General features: G+C 29.5%; 18 protein-coding genes. 16 read left to right on the top strand and 2 right to left on the bottom strand.

What is annotated here, in order from left to right:
* The first annotated feature begins 254 nt into the window (after positions 1–254).
* From BM119_RS11345 to BM119_RS11410, 14 genes are all read left to right on the top strand, one after another.
* Positions 255–1,217 (top strand): GntR family transcriptional regulator, encoded by a 963-nt coding sequence (locus BM119_RS11345; protein ID WP_090041554.1) that lies wholly within the window; start codon positions 255–257, stop codon positions 1,215–1,217.
* 67 nt (positions 1,218–1,284) lie between these two features.
* Positions 1,285–1,698, top strand: coding sequence for a methylaspartate mutase subunit S (glmS, locus tag BM119_RS11350; RefSeq protein WP_090041556.1), 414 nt, complete (start codon positions 1,285–1,287; stop codon positions 1,696–1,698).
* Positions 1,699–1,734: 36 nt separating this feature from the next.
* Complete coding sequence (gene glmL, locus BM119_RS11355; RefSeq protein WP_090041638.1) at positions 1,735–3,123, top strand: methylaspartate mutase accessory protein GlmL; 1,389 nt, start codon at positions 1,735–1,737, stop codon at positions 3,121–3,123.
* 62 nt (positions 3,124–3,185) lie between these two features.
* Positions 3,186–4,649, top strand: a complete 1,464-nt coding sequence (locus BM119_RS11360) for a methylaspartate mutase subunit E (RefSeq protein ID WP_090041558.1) — start codon at positions 3,186–3,188, stop codon at positions 4,647–4,649.
* 62 nt (positions 4,650–4,711) lie between these two features.
* Entirely contained in the window at positions 4,712–5,953 is a 1,242-nt protein-coding gene (locus BM119_RS11365) for a methylaspartate ammonia-lyase (RefSeq protein WP_090041560.1), read from the top strand.
* A gap of 92 nt (positions 5,954–6,045) precedes the next feature.
* Positions 6,046–6,888 carry a fumarate hydratase gene (locus BM119_RS11370; RefSeq protein WP_090041561.1) on the top strand — a complete coding sequence of 281 codons (843 nt, stop codon included), beginning with the start codon at positions 6,046–6,048 and terminating at the stop codon, positions 6,886–6,888.
* A gap of 18 nt (positions 6,889–6,906) precedes the next feature.
* The gene (locus tag BM119_RS11375) at positions 6,907–7,464 is read left to right on the top strand and encodes a Fe-S-containing hydro-lyase (RefSeq protein ID WP_090041564.1); all 558 of its coding nucleotides are present in this window, start codon (positions 6,907–6,909) and stop codon (positions 7,462–7,464) included.
* Between the two features lie 18 nt (positions 7,465–7,482).
* Entirely contained in the window at positions 7,483–7,746 is a 264-nt protein-coding gene (gene citD, locus BM119_RS11380; RefSeq protein WP_090041566.1) for a citrate lyase acyl carrier protein, read from the top strand.
* 31 nt (positions 7,747–7,777) lie between these two features.
* Complete coding sequence (locus BM119_RS11385) at positions 7,778–8,650, top strand: HpcH/HpaI aldolase/citrate lyase family protein (RefSeq protein WP_090041568.1); 873 nt, start codon at positions 7,778–7,780, stop codon at positions 8,648–8,650.
* 19 nt (positions 8,651–8,669) lie between these two features.
* Positions 8,670–10,208: a citrate lyase subunit alpha gene (gene citF, locus BM119_RS11390; RefSeq protein ID WP_090041570.1), complete on the top strand. Its 1,539-nt coding sequence runs from the start codon at positions 8,670–8,672 to the stop codon at positions 10,206–10,208.
* Positions 10,209–10,279: 71 nt separating this feature from the next.
* On the top strand, positions 10,280–11,323 hold the full coding sequence (gene citC, locus BM119_RS11395; protein ID WP_090041571.1) for a [citrate (pro-3S)-lyase] ligase: 1,044 nt from the start codon (positions 10,280–10,282) through the stop codon (positions 11,321–11,323).
* 3 nt (positions 11,324–11,326) lie between these two features.
* The gene (gene citX, locus BM119_RS11400; protein ID WP_090041573.1) at positions 11,327–11,842 is read left to right on the top strand and encodes a citrate lyase holo-[acyl-carrier protein] synthase; all 516 of its coding nucleotides are present in this window, start codon (positions 11,327–11,329) and stop codon (positions 11,840–11,842) included.
* Entirely contained in the window at positions 11,814–12,695 is an 882-nt protein-coding gene (gene citG / locus BM119_RS11405) for a triphosphoribosyl-dephospho-CoA synthase CitG (RefSeq protein ID WP_090041575.1), read from the top strand. The genes citX and citG overlap by 29 nt, the downstream gene beginning before the upstream one ends.
* Before the next feature lie 8 nt (positions 12,696–12,703).
* On the top strand, positions 12,704–13,414 hold the full coding sequence (locus tag BM119_RS11410; protein ID WP_090041577.1) for a tetratricopeptide repeat protein: 711 nt from the start codon (positions 12,704–12,706) through the stop codon (positions 13,412–13,414).
* Between the two features lie 377 nt (positions 13,415–13,791).
* On the opposite strand, the gene BM119_RS11415 is transcribed toward BM119_RS11410, so the two are convergent.
* Positions 13,792–14,466: a uracil-DNA glycosylase gene (locus BM119_RS11415; protein WP_090041579.1), complete on the bottom strand. Its 675-nt coding sequence runs from the start codon at positions 14,464–14,466 to the stop codon at positions 13,792–13,794.
* 130 nt (positions 14,467–14,596) lie between these two features.
* Complete coding sequence (locus BM119_RS11420; RefSeq protein ID WP_090041581.1) at positions 14,597–16,600, bottom strand: sigma 54-interacting transcriptional regulator; 2,004 nt, start codon at positions 16,598–16,600, stop codon at positions 14,597–14,599.
* A gap of 479 nt (positions 16,601–17,079) precedes the next feature.
* Between BM119_RS11420 and ptsP the strand changes: the two genes are divergently transcribed.
* The gene (ptsP, locus tag BM119_RS11425) at positions 17,080–18,696 is read left to right on the top strand and encodes a phosphoenolpyruvate--protein phosphotransferase (RefSeq protein WP_090041582.1); all 1,617 of its coding nucleotides are present in this window, start codon (positions 17,080–17,082) and stop codon (positions 18,694–18,696) included.
* A gap of 401 nt (positions 18,697–19,097) precedes the next feature.
* A complete protein-coding gene (locus tag BM119_RS11430; protein WP_090041584.1) occupies positions 19,098–20,348 on the top strand; it encodes a tetratricopeptide repeat protein in 1,251 nt (416 codons plus the stop codon).
* Positions 20,349–20,374: the final 26 nt, after the last annotated feature.

Below are 20,374 nucleotides of genomic sequence, written 5' to 3' on the forward strand. Positions count from 1 at the left end.
CCAATATAAATTGACACAATTAAAAAATAGGCCTTATATAATTATATAAATTAGGAATGAAAAATATGAATTATTAAAAAAATTAGCTAAAAAATCGTCTTAGAATGAGGATTTACAAAAAAATAAATGAAATTTTGTGTAAATTTATATAAATCTATAAATTCTGTATCTTACATTGATAATGTTTTCATCCTATGCTATCATAAAGTCAATGGATCAATCCATTAATCCATTAATCTTTGGGAGGCATGTTTATGGAAATAATAGTTACTAAAAATAACGGTATTCCATTATATTTGCAGGTTAAAAAACAAATAATGCATCAAATAAGAAGTGGCTCTCTCAAAGTTGGAGATAAAATGCCTACTGAAAGGGAGTTAGCTGAAAAGCTAAGTGTAAGTAGAAATACAGTTAGCACAGCTTATAAAGAACTTGAAAAAGAAGGCGTTCTTAAATCTTATCAAGGAAAAGGAACTTTTATAGCAGAAGAGGGCAAAACTTGGCAAAATCATAATATAAAAGAAAAAATAATGAAGTTTGCTGATTTAGCTTTGGAAGAGGCTTTACAGACAGGAATGAGTATAGATGAGTTTATATATATAGTTGAAAGTAGAGTAAGAGAAAAAGTAGAACAAATGAATAAAATGGTAGCTATATATGTCGAATGTAATATAGAACAAGCAAAAATGTTTGCAAATGAACTTCATAATGATACACATATGAATGTAAAACCATTAACCCTAACTGATATAAGAAACATGAGTTATGAAACTAGAGTTGCATTGGATGAATGTCAATTAATAATATCAACATTCAATCATGTAAACGAAGTTATAAGGTTGACAAGTGAATTTAATAAGGACGTGCTAGGAGTAGCAATTAATGCTGATTTAGGCACCATAGTTAAGGTAGCAAGGTATCCTAATGATACAAAGTTTGGATTCTTTTGTATATCAGAGGAGTTTATGTTTAAAATACAAGGTGCATTAGAAAGTGCAGGACTTGATGGAATAAATATAACTTATTCTAATACAAGGGATGTAAGTGAAATACAAAAAATAATAGATAATTCTGATGTGATAATAGTATCTCCAGGAAGATATAAAAACATAATGGAATTAAACAGAGATAATAAAGAGATTATTAAATTTATATATTCGTTAGATGATGGGTCTGTTAAGGCTTTAAAATCTAAATTAATAGAATTTCAAATGTAGTTTAACTTAGCTAGTATGCTATTAAAGATAAAATTATACTTAAATTTTTTTAAGGAGGCAATTAAAGATGGAAAAGAAAAAATTAGTCCTAGGAGTTATAGGCTCAGATTGTCATGCAGTTGGTAATAAAATATTAGATTATGCATTAAGTGAAGCTGGATTCGATGTTGTAAACATAGGTGTGTTATCACCTCAAGAAGACTTTATAAATGCAGCAAAAGAAACAAGTGCTGATGTTATAATAGTGTCTTCTTTATATGGACATGGTGAGTTAGATTGCCAAGGTATGAGAGAAAAATGTGATGAAGCAGGACTAGAAGGAATACTTTTATATGTTGGAGGAAACATTGTTGTTGGAAAGCAAAACTGGGAAAATGTACATGCTAGATTCACATCAATGGGATTTGATAGAATTTATCCACCTGGAACATCAGTTGATACTACAATAGCTGATTTGAAAAAAGACCTAAAATTAAAATAATAAATTTTTATTCGAGTTTTGGTGGTGTTTAAAATGATAAATGCTTATTTATTGATAGACTTTGGTAGTACGTATACTAAACTTACTGTTGTAGATGTGGACAGTGAAGAGATAATTGCAACATCTAAGGATATAACAACTATTGAAGATGATATAATGATAGGTTTCAATAAAGCATATGAAAAAATAATGGACAAACTAAAGAATAAAGAAGTTAATTTTATTAAAAAGCTTGCTTGCTCTTCAGCAGCAGGTGGATTAAAAATGATAGCTATAGGATTGGTACCAGAACTAACAGCAGAAGCTGCTAAAAGAGCTGCTTTAGGAGCTGGAGCTAGAATTTTAAAAACATATAGCTATGAACTTACAAATAGAGAATTAGAAGAAATAAAAAATTCTAATATAGATATAATCTTACTTGCTGGTGGAACTGATGGCGGTAATAAGGACTGTATACTACACAATGCAAAAATGATAGTAGAAAACAAACTTACGATGCCAATAATAGTAGCTGGTAATAAAGTTTCTAATGATTATATAGAACCACTATTTAAAGAAAATAATATTAATTTTTCAATAACAGAAAACGTTATGCCTAAATTAAATGAATTGAATGTAGAACCTGCAAGAGAAGAAATAAGACAAGTTTTTATGAAAAACATTGTTGATGCTAAAGGGTTAAACAATGCAGAGTCATTTGTTAATGGTATATTAATGCCTACACCAGCTGCTGTTTTAAAAGCTGCAAAGGTTTTAAGTAGAGGTAGCGATAAGGAAGAAGGTATAGGTGAAATTGTTATTGTAGATATTGGTGGAGCTACTACAGATATTCATTCTTTAGCTAATGGAGAACCAAGTAAACCAGGAGTAACTTTTAGGGGACTTGAAGAACCATTTGCAAAGAGAACTGTAGAAGGTGACCTTGGAATGAGATATTCTGCACTTTCATTATGGGAAGCTGCAGGAACTAGAAAGTTAAGAAAATATCTTAAGGATAAGGACAAAGATGTTGAAGCAATTTGTAAAAAAAGAAGCGAAGACATTATGATGGTTCCACAAACTGATGAAGAAATAGAATTTGATGAAGCCATGGCAAAGGTTGCAACGGATATAGCAATGGAAAGACATTGTGGATTTGTTGAACCAGTATACTCTCCATTAGGAGTGATTTATGCTCAACATGGAAAAGATTTATTAGATGTTAAATGGATTATAGGTACAGGGGGAGTTTTGGTTCATAGTAAGAATCCTAATGGAATATTGAAAGCAGGATGTTTTACAGTAGAAAACTTAAACTCATTAAAACCTCAACATCCTAACTTTATGATAGATAAAACCTATATATTATCAGCAATGGGATTACTAAGTGAAGAAAATCCAGATATGGCTGTTAGAATAATGAAAAAGTATTTAGTAGAAGTTTAAATTTAAGGGTTATAGAAATTTGATGTTTAATATCTATAAAAGTAGAAGGGTAGGTAATAAAAGTGGAGTTAAAGAACAGAAAATGGACTCAAGAGGAATTTTTTAAAGAGAGAGAATTAGTTTTAAATCAATGGCCAACAGGAAAAGATGTTGATTTAAAGGAAGCTGTAGAATATTTAAAAAAGGTACCAGATCACAAAAACTTTGCTAAGAAACTTGTTAAAGCTAAAGAAGAGGGAATAACATTAGCTCAACCTAGAGCGGGTGTTGCACTACTAGATGAGCATATTGAATTATTACAACATCTTCAAAACGAAGGTGGCGCTGATTTATTACCTTCAACAATAGATTCATACACAAGACAAAATAGATATGATGAATGTGAAAGAGGTATAAAAGAAAGTAGAGCAGCAGGTAGATCATTACTTAATGGATTCCCAGGGGTTAACCATGGTATTCAAGGATGTAGAAGAGTATTTGAAGCTGTTGATGTACCTCTAGAATCAAGACATGGTACTCCAGATGGTAGATTGTTAGCTGAAATAACACATGCATCAGGTTGGACATCAAATGAAGGTGGCGGAATATCTTACAATATTCCATATGCTAAGAGTGTAAGTATTGAGAAAACAATATTAGATTGGCAATACTGTGATAGATTAGTTGGATTCTATGAAGAACAAGGAATATCTATCAATAGAGAACCATTTGGACCATTAACAGGTACTTTAGTTCCACCAAGTACATCAAATGCGGTTGCAATAGTTGAAGCTTTATTAGCAGCAGAGCAAGGTGTAAAAAATATAACTGTTGGATATGGACAATGTGGTAACTTAATCCAAGACGTTGCAGCAATAAGAGCATTAGAAGAACAAACTTATGAATATTTAAAATTAAATGGATACAATGATGTATATGTAACAACTGTATTCCATCAATGGATGGGTGGATTCCCAGCTGATGAAGCTAAAGCTTTTGGTGTTATATCAACTGGAGCAGCAGCAGCAGCTCTTGCAGGAGCAACTAAAGTTATAGTTAAGACTCCACATGAAGCTATAGGAATACCTACAAAAGAAGCTAATGCTCAAGGTATAAAGGCTACTAAAATGACATTAAACCTATTAAGAGGTCAAAGAATGCCTATGTCAAAAGAATTAGAGCTTGAAATATCTATAATAAAAGCTGAGACAAAATGTATGGTAGACAAGCTATTTGAACTTGGAAAAGGAGATCTTGCTATAGGATCAGTTAAAGGATTTGCAGCAGGTGTTGTTGATGTACCATTCGCACCATCTAAATTTAATGCTGGAAAAATGATGCCAGCTAGAGACAATAATGGAGCAGTTAGATACTTGAAATTTGGTAATATTCCACTAACTAAAGAGTTACAAGATTTTAATCATAAAAAATTAGAGGATAGAGCTAAGTTTGAAGCAAGAGATATTTGTTTCCAAATGACTGTAGATGATATCTTCGCAGTTGGAAAAGGTAAATTAGTTGGAAGACCAGAGAAAAAAATAGTTTAGTACGATACTTTAAATAGTTTTAATAAACATATAATTAAAAATTGAGAAGGAAGTGCATTTAAATGAAAATTATTGATGTTATTTGTTCAGCAGGAAGAACAGGATTCTATTTCGACGACCAAAGAGCAATAAAAAAAGGTGCTGCTCATGATGGTTTCACTTATGTTGGAGAAGCTGTTACTGAAGGATTTAAATCAGTAAGACAAGCAGGAGAATCTATATCAGTAATGTTAGTATTAGAGGATGGTCAAGTTGCTCATGGAGATTGTGCAGCAGTTCAATATTCTGGTGCAGGCGGAAGAGATCCACTTTTCTTAGCAGAAGATTTTATACCAGTAATACAAAAAGAAATAGCTCCTAAGCTAATAGGAAGAGAACTTAATTCTTTCAAAGAATTAGCAGAAGAGTTTGATAAGATGTTAGTTGGTGGAAAAAGACTTCATACAGCAATAAGATATGGTGTAACACAAGCTATACTAGATGGAGTTGCTAAGGCTAAGAAAGTTACTATGGCTGAAATTGTTAGAGATGAATACAATACTGGAGTTGAAATAAAGAGAATTCCAATATTCACTCAATCTGGTGATGACAGATATGATAGTTCAGATAAAATGATAATAAAAGGCGCAGATGTAATGCCTCATGCACTAATAAACAATGTTGAAGAGAAATTAGGATTAAAGGGTGAAAAACTATTAACATATGTTAAATGGTTAAGTGATAGAGTATTAAAACTTAGAACTTGCGAAAGTTACAGCCCTGTATTCCATATAGATGTTTATGGAACAATAGGAGTTGCATTCAACAACGATATAGAGAAAATGGCGCAATATATCGGAGAACTTGAAGAAGCTGCTAAACCATTTAAATTAAGAATAGAAGGACCAATGGATGTAGAGCATAGAGAAAGACAAATGGAAGCTTTAAGAGACTTAAGAGTAGCTCTTGAAAAGAAAAATATAGATGTTGAATTAGTTGCCGATGAATGGTGTAACACTTATGATGATGTTGTTCTATTTGCTGATAATAAATCAGGACACATGCTTCAAATAAAAACACCAGATCTTGGAGGCGTTAACAATATAATAGAAGCTATACTATACTGCAAGAAAAAACAAATAGGAGCATACTGTGGTGGAACTTGTAATGAAACAAATAGATCTGCTGAAGTATGTACTAACATAGCTATAGCATGTGGAGCTGATCAATGTTTAGCAAAACCAGGAATGGGCGTTGATGAAGGATACATGATAGTTAATAATGAAATGAATAGAGTAATAGCTTTAGTAAATAGAAGAAAATAATGAATTCATTTAGAGGCAGTATAAACACTGCCTCTTTTGAAAGTGCTATTAGATATATTTATATGAGCATAATTTATTAGGAGGATTAAACAATGAAGGATATTCATATATCAGATATAACAAAAGCGGTAAGAAGTTTATGTATAGATGCTAACTATTTTTTGTCACAAGATATAAAGGATAGATTAATAGAGGCAAAAAATGAGGAGAGCTGGCAAATATCTAAAGATATAATAGATAAAATACTTGTTAATGTAGATATTGCTAAAAATGAAAGAATGCCAATGTGCCAAGATACAGGAATGGCATGTATATTTGTTGAAATGGGTCAAGAAGTTCATATTGTTGGAGGAACTTTAGAAGACTCAATAAATGAAGGTGTAAGACAAGGATATACTGATGGATATTTAAGAAAATCTGTAGTTAAAGATCCGTTAGATAGAGTAAATACAAAGGATAATACTCCAGCAGTTATCTTTTATGACATAGTACCAGGAGATAAGTTGAAAATAACAGTTGCACCTAAGGGATTTGGATCAGAAAATATGAGTGCATTAAAAATGTTAAAACCAGCAGATGGTGTTGAGGGTGTTAAAAAATTTGTACTTGAAACAGTTAAAAATGCTGGACCTAATCCATGTCCTCCAATAATAGTAGGAATAGGAATTGGTGGTACTTTTGATAAGTCTGCTAATATGGCTAAAAGAGCACTACTTAGACCAACAGATAAGAGAAACGAAAATAAGTATTATGAAGATCTAGAAAAAGAATTATTAGAAGAAATAAATAAGTTGGGAATTGGACCACAAGGTTTTGGTGGAAAAACAACAGCTCTTGCAGTTAATATAGAATATTATCCAACTCATATAGCTGGTCTTCCAGTAGCGGTAAACATAAACTGTCATGCTACAAGACATGCTGAGGTTGAATTATAAGATGGAGGGATAATTATTATGGAAAAGAAAATAACAACACCATTAACAGCAGATAAAGTAAAAGACTTAAAGGCTGGTGATAGTGTTTTAATAAGTGGAGTTATATATACAGCTAGAGATGCAGCTCATAAGAGATTAGTAGATCTTTTAGATAAGGGAGAAAAGTTGCCTTTAGAAGTAAAAGATCAAGTAATATACTATGTTGGACCAACTCCTGCAAAACCAGGTAAGGCATTAGGTTCTGCAGGTCCAACTACAAGCTATAGAATGGATCCATATGCTCCAAGACTTTTAGATATAGGTTTAAAAGGAATGATAGGAAAAGGATTAAGATCACCAGAAGTTATAGATGCAATAAAAAGAAATTGTTGTGTTTATTTTGCTGCAATAGGAGGAGCTGCTGCATTAATAGGAAAATCTGTAAAAGAAGCAGAAGTTATTGCATATGATGATCTTGGTGCAGAAGCTATAAGAAGACTTGTAGTTGAAGATTTACCAGTAGTTGTAGTTATAGATTGTGAAGGAAATAATCTATATGAAATAGGACAAAAACAGTATTTAGATAGCTTGAAATAATTTTAAGGAGTGGTTTAAGTGAAGATAAATAAACCTTCTAAAGCAGGAACATTAGAATCAAATGATATACTTGTAATGATTTTTCCTAATGAAGATGGAAAAGTAGAAATAGAACTTGAAAGTATTGTTATGAAACAATTTGGACATATAATAATGAAAATTATAGAAGATAAGCTTAAGGAATTGAATGTTGAGTCAGTTACAATAAAAGCACAAGATAAGGGAGCATTGGATTATACAATAGCAGCAAGAATAGAAACTGCAATTATGAGAGCTCAATAAATAGTATAGATTGACCAGCGAGGTGAAGGTAATGAAAAGTTTAAGAAGAACTATGTTATTTATGCCAGGAAATAATCCAGGCATGCTACAAAATGCACCTATAATGGGAGCAGATTCAGTTATATTAGATTTAGAGGATGCAGTAAGTTTAACAGAAAAAGATAGTGCTAGGGTATTAGTTAGAGAAGCAGTTAAAAATGTTGATTATTCAAAAGTTGAAGTTGTTATAAGGGTAAATCCTTTAGACACAGAGTTTGGACCTATTGATTTAGACGTAATGGCTAGGGTTAAGCCTGATACAATACTTATACCTAAAGCTAATGAAGAATCAATAAAGACAGCTGATGAAGTATTAACAAAAATAGAAAAAGAAGAAGGTTTTGAAGCTGGAAGTATAAAGCTTATTGCTTTAATAGAAACAGCTTATGGACTAGAAACTGTATCATCTGTAATAAGAGCATCTAAGAGAGTTAATGGTGTTTTATTAGGCGGAGAAGATTTAACTTCTGACTTAGGAATAAAAAGAACAAAAGAAGGAGAAGAAGTATTCTATGCTAGAACAAAAATAGCAACTGCATGTAAGGCATTAAAAATAAGCTCAATAGATACTCCATTTACTGATACAAACGATTATGAAGGATTAGTAAAAGATACAGCTAAGGCTAAGAGTTTAGGTATGACTGGTAAGTCATCAATAAATCCTAGACAAATAGATAAAATACATGATGTTTATGCTCCAACATTAGCAGAAATAACTCATGCTCAAAGAGTTTTAGAAGCTATGGAAGAAGCTAAAAAAGAAGGAAAGGGAGTATTCTCATTGGACGGAAAAATGGTAGATGCTCCAATAATAAATAGAGCAATAAGTACAGTTAGTTTAGCAAAAACTCTAGGATTAATTTAGCAAAAAGGTGGGATTGGTTATGAAAAATGCATTAGGCATTGAGTTACCAGAGTTTATAGATGGATATGGTGAAGTTGTTCCATTTCAGGGAGAAAGAAAAAATCCAACATTAAAACCTAAAACACAAGTTAAAGAAAGTGTTGTTTTACCAGGGGATAATAAAGTTTTAAATTCAATTGATGAAGCTCTTAATAAGATAGAACTTAAGGATGGAATAACAATATCTTTCCATCATCATTTGAGAAATGGTGATTATATACTAAATATGGTTATGGAAAAAATAGTAGCTAGAGGAATTAAGGATATTACAATAGCTGCAAGTTCTATATTTCCAGTTCATGAACCATTAGTTAAATATATAAGAGATGGGATAGTAACAGGTATAATAGCTTCATATATATCTGGACCAGTAGCAGAATCAATATCAAATGGAGAGTTGAAGAAACCAGCCATAATGCAAACACACGGTGGTCGTGGAAGAGCTATAGAAAGTGGAGACATTAAAATAGATGTTGCATTTGTTGCAGCTCCTACTGTTGATACTTATGGAAATATAAATGGTGTAAGTGGAAATGCTGCATGTGGAGCATTAGGATATGCAGTAGCTGATTGCCAATACGCGGATACAGTTATTGCAATAACAGATAACCTTGTACCATATCCTGCTTGCCCAATAGAAATAGACCAAACATATATAGATTATATAGTAAATGTAGAATGCATTGGTAACCCAGCAGGTATAGTTTCAGGAACTACACAAATAACAAAAGATCCTATAGGATTAAAAATAGCTAAAATGGCATCTAAAGTAATGAAGGTATCAGGATTAGTTAAAGATGGTATGTCTTTTCAAACAGGGGCTGGTGGAATATCATTAGCTGTTGCAAAAGAGCTTGAAAATATAATGATTACAGAAGGAATAAAAGGAAGCTTTGCTTCAGGTGGAATAACAGGATATATAGTTGAAATGCTAGAACAAGGATTATTCCAAGGATTAATGGATGTTCAGTGCTTTGACTTAAAAGCTGTAGAATCATATAGAAAAAATTTAACTCATCAAGGTATGTCTGCATCTATGTATGGGAATCCTCATAATAAAGGTGCTGTAGTTAATAACTTAGACATAGTAATTTTAGGAGCTACAGAAATTGATACAGACTTTAATGTAAATGTAACTACAGGATCAGATGGAGTTATTATGGGTGGTTCTGGTGGACATAGTGATACAGCAGCAGGAGCGAAGCTTACTGTAATAGTATCAAATTTAATAAAAGCTAGATTACCAGTAATAAAGGATAGAGTTACAACAGCTACAACTCCAGGTGAAAGTATTGATGTTTTAGTAACTGAAAGAGGTATAGCAATAAACCCAAGAAGAGTTGATTTATTAGAGAAACTTAAAGAAACTAACCTTCCAGTAATGACAATAGATGAATTAAAAGAATTAGCAGAAAACATGACTGGAAAACCAAGAAAAATAGAATGTGAAGATAAAGTAGTTGCGGTAGTAGAATATAGAGATGGAACAGTTATAGATTTAGTGAAAAAAGTTAAATAATATTATAATGATTAAACAACTCTTAGTTTTTGCTAAGAGTTGTTTGTACTTACCATAAGGGAGTGAATATTATGTATGATTTTCCAATAGAAAAAATTAATTTAGAAAATGAACTATTAGTTTCACAAGTTAAACAGTTTTTAAGTGAATTTAATTTAGGTTATGAAAAAGATATAGATTATACTATTGTTATGAGAAAAGATAGAAAAATAATAGCCACATGTTCTAAAGCAAAAAATGTTCTTAAATGTTTTGCAATAGATTCAGAATATAGGGGTGAAGGGATAACAGCTAAATTAATAACAGCTCTTATAGACAGAATATTTGAAGAAGGTATATATCATAGTTTTATATTCACAAAGATAGAAAATACAAAAATATTCAGCTCATTAAATTTTAAATTGTTATATACAGCAGATAAAACAGCATTATTAGAACATGGGATGTATGATGTAAATTCATATATAAAAAAGCTTATACAGAAAAATAATATTAATGTAGAAAGTAAAAAAGGAGCATTAGTAATGAACTGCAATCCATTTACTAATGGTCATTTATATCTAATTGAAGAGGCCGCAAAAAAACATGATGAAGTTTTAGTTTTTATAGTTGAAGAAGATAAATCTCTTTTCTCTTTTAAACACAGATTAGAATTAGTAAAACAAGGAGTAAGTCATCTAAAGAATGTAAAGGTAGTACCAGGTGGAGAATATATAATATCTCAAGCTACATTTCCATCTTATTTTTTAAGAAAAGAAGACGATAAATTAAAAGAATATACAAAAATTGACGCAGGTATTTTTGGCAAATACCTATGTAAAGGCCTTAATATAACAACTAGATATGTTGGAGAAGAGCCTTATTGTAATGTTACTAGGGAATATAATGAAACGCTTAAAGAAGAACTTTCTAAACTAAATGTTAAATTAGAAGTTATAAAAAGATTAAAATATGATGATGTGCCTATAAGTGCATCAAAAGTAAGAGATCTTATAAAGCAACAAAAATTAGAATATGTAAAGGAAATTGTTCCAATAGTAACATGGGAATTTTTGAATTCTAATACAGGAAAGGAGATTATGGAGAAAATAAAATTGTCTAATTCTCCACACTAAACTATGAATGAAACAGCAATGGACATTTTAAATGCAAGAGAAGAAAGAGTGTGTTTTCAAGAAGAGGTTATGGATAGATATAAAAATAATACTTTGATTTCAGTAAGGGTTAATTATCCAGGTCTGAAAAAAAATACTGCTTTAAGTAGGAATATATATTTTGCAATAGAAAAAATAATACTAGATATATTTAAATATTATATAAGGTTAACGTTCTTTAGAATTACGGCAGAAGGTCCAGTAGGGATATTTATTGTAAACAGAAACAGTAAAGTTATAAAACAATTATGTATGAAAGTAGAGGATTCTCATCCCATAGGAAGATTTGTGGATATTGATGTTTATGACGGTTTTACAAGGAAAAGTTTAAGTAGAACAGGGTTTGGTGCAAGTCCAAGGAAATGCTATTTATGCGATAATATTGCCCAAGAATGTGTTCGAAATAGAACTCATGACATAGAAAAAATAATAAAATATATGGAAGAGGTAAATGAAAAATTTGTTAAAAATAGAAGATAAAATAGTAAGCGAAGAATTAATATTTAGAATAGTAGAATTAGCACAAAAAGCGATTTTATATGAAGTATCTAGTTATCCAACTCCAGGGCTTGTATCACCAGTTTCTAATGGATGTCATACAGATATGAATTTCTATACTTTTATAGATAGTACTATGAGTTTAAATAAGTATTTTTTAAAAACTTGCATAGTTTCTTTAGAGAATTGTGATTATGATGTAATCTTTAATAAGCTTAGGGATATTGGAATAGAAGCGGAAACAGATATGTTAGAAAGAACAAATGGTGTAAACACACACAAAGGAATGATATTTATTATGATAGTGACAATAAGTGCTATTATTATAAATATAAAGAAGCATGGAAAGTTTATAAACATAAGAGATGAAATAAAGAATCTTACTAAGGATTTAAGTAAAAAAGATTTTGATAAATTGGATGAGAAAAAAAAGCTAACTTATGGAGAAAAACTTTTTATTAAATATAATCTAAAGGGAATAAGAGGAGAAGTTGAAGAGGGATTACCAATAATTTTTAATGTTGCACTTAAAACCTTTAAAGAAAGCAGTAATTTAAATATAAATGATAGATTAGTACAAACACTAATATCTATTATGGCTGTAAATGATGATACAACGGTTCTTCATAGGAAAGATATAGATATGCTATACTATATTAAACAATGCTGTAAAAACATATTAAACATTGGAGGAATGAATTCAACTAGTGGAAGACTATCCATAGATGAATTGGATAAAGAACTATCAGTACATAGAATCAGCCCAGGTGGAAGCGCTGATTTATTAGCTTTAACAATGTTCTTAAGTGATGTAGAAAAAATTATTTTTAATTAGGAGGGTTAATGGATAAGAAACTTAAAAAAAAGATAATTATATTTTTGATTTTATCTTTGGTGGCAGTGGGTGTTATAATTTATAACTTTATGTCTAATAAAAATAGTATTGCAGAATTAGATAATAAAAGAATAGAGGAAATAGAGGAAAATGAAAAAAAGGCTCAAGAAGAAAAAAATAATGATACACAACTAAAACAGCAAGAAGATAACATGAAGGTACGTTGCCAGGCAGCAGAAGATATGCTATTTAGTAACAAAGATGAAAAGTATGATGAAGTTATAAAAATGACAACAGAAATAATTAAAAAATATCCAGATAGTTATAGAGCATACAGTCTTAGAGGAATAGCATATGCATATAAAACACCTATAAATTTAGATTTTAAAACAAATGCATTTATGGACATAGACAAAGCATTATCTATAAAACCTGACTATGGATATGGTAGATTTAATAAAGCACTGGCTTATGCCATTTTATGTGACTATGAGAATGCTTTAAAGTGGTATGATAATGCACTAGAGATAGAAAGCTATCACTGGAGTTATTATGGAAAAGGTGCAATATATGCAAAATTAGGTGATGCCGAAAATTCAGTTAAATGGCTAAAAAAAGCACTAGAGTTAAAGCCAAATATCAAAGAACTGTTAAAGAAAGAATCGGAATTTGATAAAATAAGAAATGATTCTAGATTTAAAGAGTTGATATCAGAATAAATATGTAATTTTAGTGAGTATAGATTTTTAAGTTAAGAATTGAATATTGAAAGTATAAAGCAAAAGGATGATGAAATAATAGATAAGAGGAATTTTAAATTAAGAATTGATGATTGACAATGAAGGATGAAATCTTTTTAGGAAGATTGAAATGAATTGACAATTGACGATTGAAGGGTAAATATTCTTAGGAAGATTTTAAAATTTTAAGAATATAATTAAAGAAAATCTGTGATTTTCAACCTGAACTTTCAACTTTCCACTCTCAACCTCCAACTTTATATTTAGGAAGTCTGTGACTTCCAACAATAATCGTCAATTGTTAATTCTCAATTTTCAATTTAAAAAGGGCGAAGCCTTTTTTTATAAAGTTCAATTTATAAATTTGGTATTTGCCAATTTATTGGGGTAGATTCCATAGATTTTAATATTTCATTACATTTTGAAAAGTGCTTACATCCAAAGAAACCTCTTGAAGCAGAAAGTGGACTTGGATGAACTGTTTCTAAAATGTAGTGATGTCTATTTGTTATAAGCTTTTTCTTTTCTTTTGCATTATTACCCCACAATAAAAATATTACAGGTTCTGTTCTTTCGTTTAATAATGAAATAACTTTATCAGTAAAAAATTCCCAGCCTTTATTTTTATGAGAATTAGCATTTCCAGCACGAACAGTTAAAACTGTATTTAAAAGTAGAACCCCTTGTTCCGCCCAAGGTACAAGATATCCATTGTTAGGTATAAAACAACCCAAGTTATCTCGTAATTCTTTATACATATTTAAAAGAGAAGGTGGAGTAGCAACTCCAGCTTTAACTGAAAAAGAAAGTCCATGAGCTTGGTTAGGTCCATGATAAGGATCTTGACCTAATATAACAACTTTAACTTTATTATAAGGTGTTAATTTCAAAGCATTAAATATATTATGTTTATCTGGATATATAATATTAGAATTATATTCGTTTATAAGAAATTCTCTTAAGTTTAAGTAATATGATTTCTCAAATTCTTGTTGTAATAAATTATCCCAATCATTATTAAGTTTAACCATTTTTAACACACTCCTTTTTAAAATTGAAAACTCTATAAGTGACAAGTAGCAAATTTAAATTAACGATTAACATTTATATTGTAGCTTATCACTCAAAAATAACTTTTACATATTAATTATTATTTTAAAGTTAAAAATTATTTATTCCGTATTTTTTACATTTTAAAGATACAGTTCTATGAGTTAATCCTAGAGCTTTACCGGCTTTATTAAAAGTTTTATATTTTTTCATAGCGAGTTCTATTATTTTTTTCTCATATTCTTGAAAGGTAAGAATATTATCATCATTAAAATCGAGAGGATCTTTAGCTGATGATTTAAAACCCTGAATATAAAGAGGAATATCTATACTTGATATTATGTCTTCATCGCATAAATTTATAGCTCTTTCTACTATGTTTTGTAGCTCTCTTATATTACCAGGCCAATCATAAGCTTCAAGTAAATTTAAAGATTCCTTATCTATTCCTATTATATTTTTATTGAGTTCCTTATTAAACTTATCAATAAAATGATCAACTAAAGTATTTATATCTTCTCTTCTTTCACGAAGAGGAGGCAAATTAATAGATAAAACATTTAATCTATAATATAAGTCTTCTCTAAAGGTACTTTTTTCTATCATTTCTTCTAAATGCCTATGAGTTGCAGCTATTATTCTCACATCTACTTTTTGAGGAGATAATCCACCAAGACTTTCAATCTCTTTTTCTTGAATAACTCTTAAGAGTTTTACTTGCATAGAAGTAGGCATATCTCCAATTTCATCTAAAAATATTGTGCCACCATTAGCTATACTAAATTTACCAGGTTTATTTTTTATTGCACCTGTAAATGCACCTTTTTCATATCCAAAAAGTTCACTTTCTATTAAGTTTTCAGGTATAGCAGCACAATTTACTCTTACAAAAGGTTTATCTTTTCTGTCACTATTATAATGAATAGCTTTAGCTATTAGTTCTTTACCAGTACCACTTTCTCCTCGTATAAGAACTGTAGAAGTACTTTTTGAAGCTTTTTCACAGATATTAAGTACGCTTTTTAAGGTTGTGTCTTTACCGATAATATCCTTAAAGTTTGGATTTCCTTTTGTATGTTTCATAAGTTCTTTTTTATAATAGGAAAGTTCTTGTTTTGATTGTGCTAGCTGACTCATTATATCTTTCATTTCACTTATAACTTTTGAAGTTGAAATGACGCCTTTAAATTCATTATCTATAAAAATAGGATCTAAAGTTGAAATTATTTCAACACCATCTTTTTGCCAAATGACATTTTCTAATTTTTTTCGAGTATTAAAAACCTTCATTCTTAATCCATCAGGAGCTACATTAATTAAATCCTTACCTTGTATATCATCGGCATTTATATGAAAAAATTTCTCGTATGAGGGATTAATATAGGATATATGTCTATCATCATCTACAAAACAGATTAAATCATGAGAAGTTTCTAATATTTTCTTGAAATTTGCATTTAGTTCCTTCATTCCAACTAACTCAGAAACATCTTGGAATACACCAACGGCTCCTATGACTTCACTATCGTTATAAAGGGGACTTCTGTTGACCATAAGAATTCTATTATTTATATGTTGAATTTTACCTAATTGTTTTTTGCCATTAATTATTACGTTATGAAGTTCTGATGAAGGAATAACATCTTTTACGTATTTGCCAATGGCAAATTTATGGGACATATTGACTATTTGTAATGCATATTTGTTTATTTTTATTACAGAGCAATTTACATCTATAACTATTATACCAACAGGTAAATTGTCTAAAATTTGTTCATTTGCAATTGTATTTTCTTCTAGTATTTCATCAAGTTTAGCTTCTTTGTTGGTAGATGTAGACAAATCTTTTTCTATAAAAGTACAAAATTCATCAATTGCCTTCAAAGAATTAATATTATTGTCATTTGTTGAGACAGTAATAGTCTCAAATTGTTGAATTTTCAAAGATATAAGTGCTAACATGCTTATGGCAATAAAACTACTATCAGTTTGCCTTTTTATAAGTAAATCTACATTGTACTTACTTTTTATTTCAGAGGCTTTATTCACAAGGGTTGCAGATATTCTAGTGTGAATACCATAAGGTGATTTTATTAAAACATTTTTTTGTATCATAGATATCCATCCTTAATTTGATAAAAAATATCAACTAATTTCCATGAGTTGATATTTTTTATCAACCACATATATACCTATATTATACAACTTTAATCAAAAATATCTATAAAAAATCAAAAAAAGTTATATAATATAGGTAGGTAAATGTTTTCAGAAAAATGAAGTCTTTTTATAACATTTTACTAAATATTAAAATCCAACATATAATATAATATAAAGTTGATATTTTTTATCAGAATTATAGAAATATAACTATATAAATGATAAGAAGTAATTTTTAAGGGGAATTTTAATAATATTATTAAAAATCATATTATTAAATTAATAAATGTGAAAAACTTGTAATATTAAGGGTTAACATGATTTATAAAAAATTAAAGAAGACAAATAACTAACTAGAATTTAAATATGGTACGATTTTTGCTATGTAGTATTTCTAGTGTTTAAATGTTTTTATGATAGTAGGAGGAATAAGTATGAAAAAAGGAATTGCAGCATCAAAAGGCTATGCAATAGGTAATGTTATAATAAAAGAGGATGAAGAATTAGTAATTAACGAGACATTGGTTGAAGATATAGAGTGTGAGAAAGGAAAGCTTAAAGAGGCATTAGAATTAGCTAAAGCTCAACTTTCTAAAATAAAGGAAAAGGCTTTGAAGGATATGGGACCAGAAAAGGCTGCTGTATTTGATAGTCATATAATGTTATTAGATGATCCAGAATTTACTGGAGCTATGGAAATGGAAATAGAAAATAGTAAGATAAATGCATTAAAAGCCGTAGACTCAGTTTCTAAAACTTTCTTAATGATATTTGAAAGTATGGAAGATGAATATATGAGAGAAAGAGCTGCTGATATTAAGGACGTTTCTAATAGAATAATGCTTAATGTTGCAGGCAAAATGGTAGGAGTAGAAGTTGAAAATGAAAATACAATAGTTGTAGCTAATGACTTAACTCCATCGGATACAGCACAACTTGATAAAAATAAAGTTGTTGCGTTCTTAACTAACATAGGCGGAAGAACTTCACACAGTGCTATAATGGCTAGAACACTTGAAATACCAGCAGTAGTTGGATTAAATAGTATAACTACTTCAGTAAATAATGGAGATTTAGTTATAGTTGATGGTATAGAAGGTACTGTTATAGTAAATCCAGATGAAGTTACTTTAAATGAATATAAAGCTAAAAGAGAAAGCTTCTTAAAAGAACAAGAAGAACTAAAAAAACTTATAGAAGTTAAGACTACTACTAAATCAGGTAAGAGAATAGAAGTATGTGGAAACATAGGTAAGCCAGAAGATGTTCATAAGGTTTTAGATAATGGTGGAGATGGAATAGGTTTATTTAGAACAGAATTCTTATACATGGATAGAGATAGTGCACCAACTGAAGATGAACAGTTTGAGTCATATAAATATGTTTTAGAGAAAATGGAAGGTAAGCAAGTTGTTATAAGAACTCTAGATATTGGAGGAGATAAAACACTTCCATATTTACCTTTACCAGAAGAAATGAATCCATTCTTAGGATACAGAGCTATAAGATTATGTTTAGATAGAAAAGAAATATTTAAGGTTCAACTAAGAGCTTTGTTAAGAGCTTCAATATATGGAAACTTAGCAGTAATGTTCCCTATGATTTCAGGATTACAAGAATTTGAAGAAGCTAGGGAAGTAGCTGAAGAATGTAAAGCTGAATTAAAGAAAGAAGGAAAAGTATACTCTGAAAATATCCAATGGGGTATAATGGTTGAAATTCCAGCAGCAGCAGTTTGTGCAGACGAATTAGCGAAGCATGTTGATTTCTTCTCAATAGGAACAAACGACTTAATACAATATACATTAGCTGCAGATAGAATGAGTGAAAAAGTATCTTACTTATATAACCCAATGCATCCAGCAGTATTAAGATTAATAAAGATGACAATTGATGGAGCACATAAAGAAGGTAAGTGGGTAGGAATGTGTGGAGAAATGGCAGGAGATGAAACTGCTATACCAACATTAACTGAAATGGGATTAGATGAATTCTCAATGAGTGCATCTTCTATTTTAAAAGCTAAACAATTAATAATAGAACAAAACTAGTATTTATTTAAAAGGCAAGTGTAATAGCTTGTCTTTTTTATTTTGGAAATATATATGAATTTAGGTAAAGAAAAGTAGAAATATATGTTATTATTATGGTAATAAAATTTACTGAAATTGTTTTGAAACTTATCTAATGAATCTAATAATCAATTGATTAAATTTTAATGGTATTTAAAGAAGTTTATATAAATTTTAGATTTTATATTGTAATTAATAATATAATCTAAAAGTAAAGTGAATAGGAATCGATTATTGATTATATAAGATGGGTTTATTTAAAATCAATTAGTAATTGGTATAAAATTTCGAAAAACTTATTTTGAAAGTGGTAAATGTAGCAATCCTACTTAAATATTAGAAATGAGATAAGGATGAATTTTCAAGGAGGAAATTTGGGGATGAAAAAAAATAGTAAAAAGGCATATAAAAAGGCTTTAGATTTTTATGAAAAAGGGCAAATACATAAAGCGTTAAAAATTTGTGATGACGAAATTTCAGATAACATAAATAATAGTGCAATAATAAACCTCAAAGGATTAATTTTATATATAAAAGGAAATTTAAATGAAGCAAAACAGGTTTGGAAATTAAATGCAGAGGTAAATAATGACTCTATATCTCAAAAATATTTGGCAAGCATAAGTAGAGATGATGAAAAAGAAAAATTATATTTAAAGGCATTAAAGTTGTCTAATGAAAACAAGGTAAGATTAGCTGTTGATGATTTGAAACTATGCTTAGAAAGTGATTTTAATACGTTAGATGTAAATAATTTATATGCTAATTGTGCAATAAAATTAGCTGAATATGATAAAGCAAAGCTAGCCATAGAAAAAGTTTTAAGTATAGATAAAAATAATAAAGAAGCTATATATTTAAAGAAAAGTTTGGTGAAATTAGGCGTAATAAAAAATGGAAGTAGTAAAACTGCATTAAAGGTATCACTTATATCTGTATTGACTTTAGCTTTAGTTATAGGGATGGTAAAAACTATACCTTTAATAAAAAATAAAGATTTACTTTCAAGAAAAGAAAGTATTAATGAAGAAGTTATTATTCAAGAAGATAAAATACCTAAACAGGAAGAAGTTAGTGAATCAAACAATAAACCTGCATCAGAAAAAGAAAGTGATAAAAAATCATTTAGTAGAGAAGAAGTAATTAAAAAGATAGAAGATAGAGATTATAAATTTATAAATAATATTATCAATGAATATGATGTAAACAAACTTTCAGTTAATGAGAAGGTAGCATATAATTCAGCTATTGATTTTATGAAAGAGTATGGAGTGGATTTGTGCTATAAGGAGGCAACTGAAAAGATAAAAGACGAAAATTTTGTTGAGGGAGATGAATTACTTAGTATTGCAGAAAAATATGCTGATAACAGTTATTTAATGGAACATATAATATATTTTAGAGGAAATTGTAATGAGAAAATTGGAAATATAGAGGAATCTCTTAAATTTTATAAGAATTATATAAATAAGTATACTAAGGGTGAGTATAAAGGAGAGGTATTGTATAGATTAGTAGTTAATTATGAGAAGATAGACAAGAACATGGCAAAGAAGTATGCTGAAGAGTTAGAAAATAATTTTCCAGATTCGATGTATAATAATTCGGTTATAAAGAACATAATAAATTAGATATTTATTATAATTAGGGAGGTTAT

The sequence above is a fragment of the Clostridium frigidicarnis genome, from assembly GCF_900111985.1.
Classification (GTDB): Bacteria; Bacillota; Clostridia; order Clostridiales; family Clostridiaceae; genus Clostridium_Z; species Clostridium_Z frigidicarnis.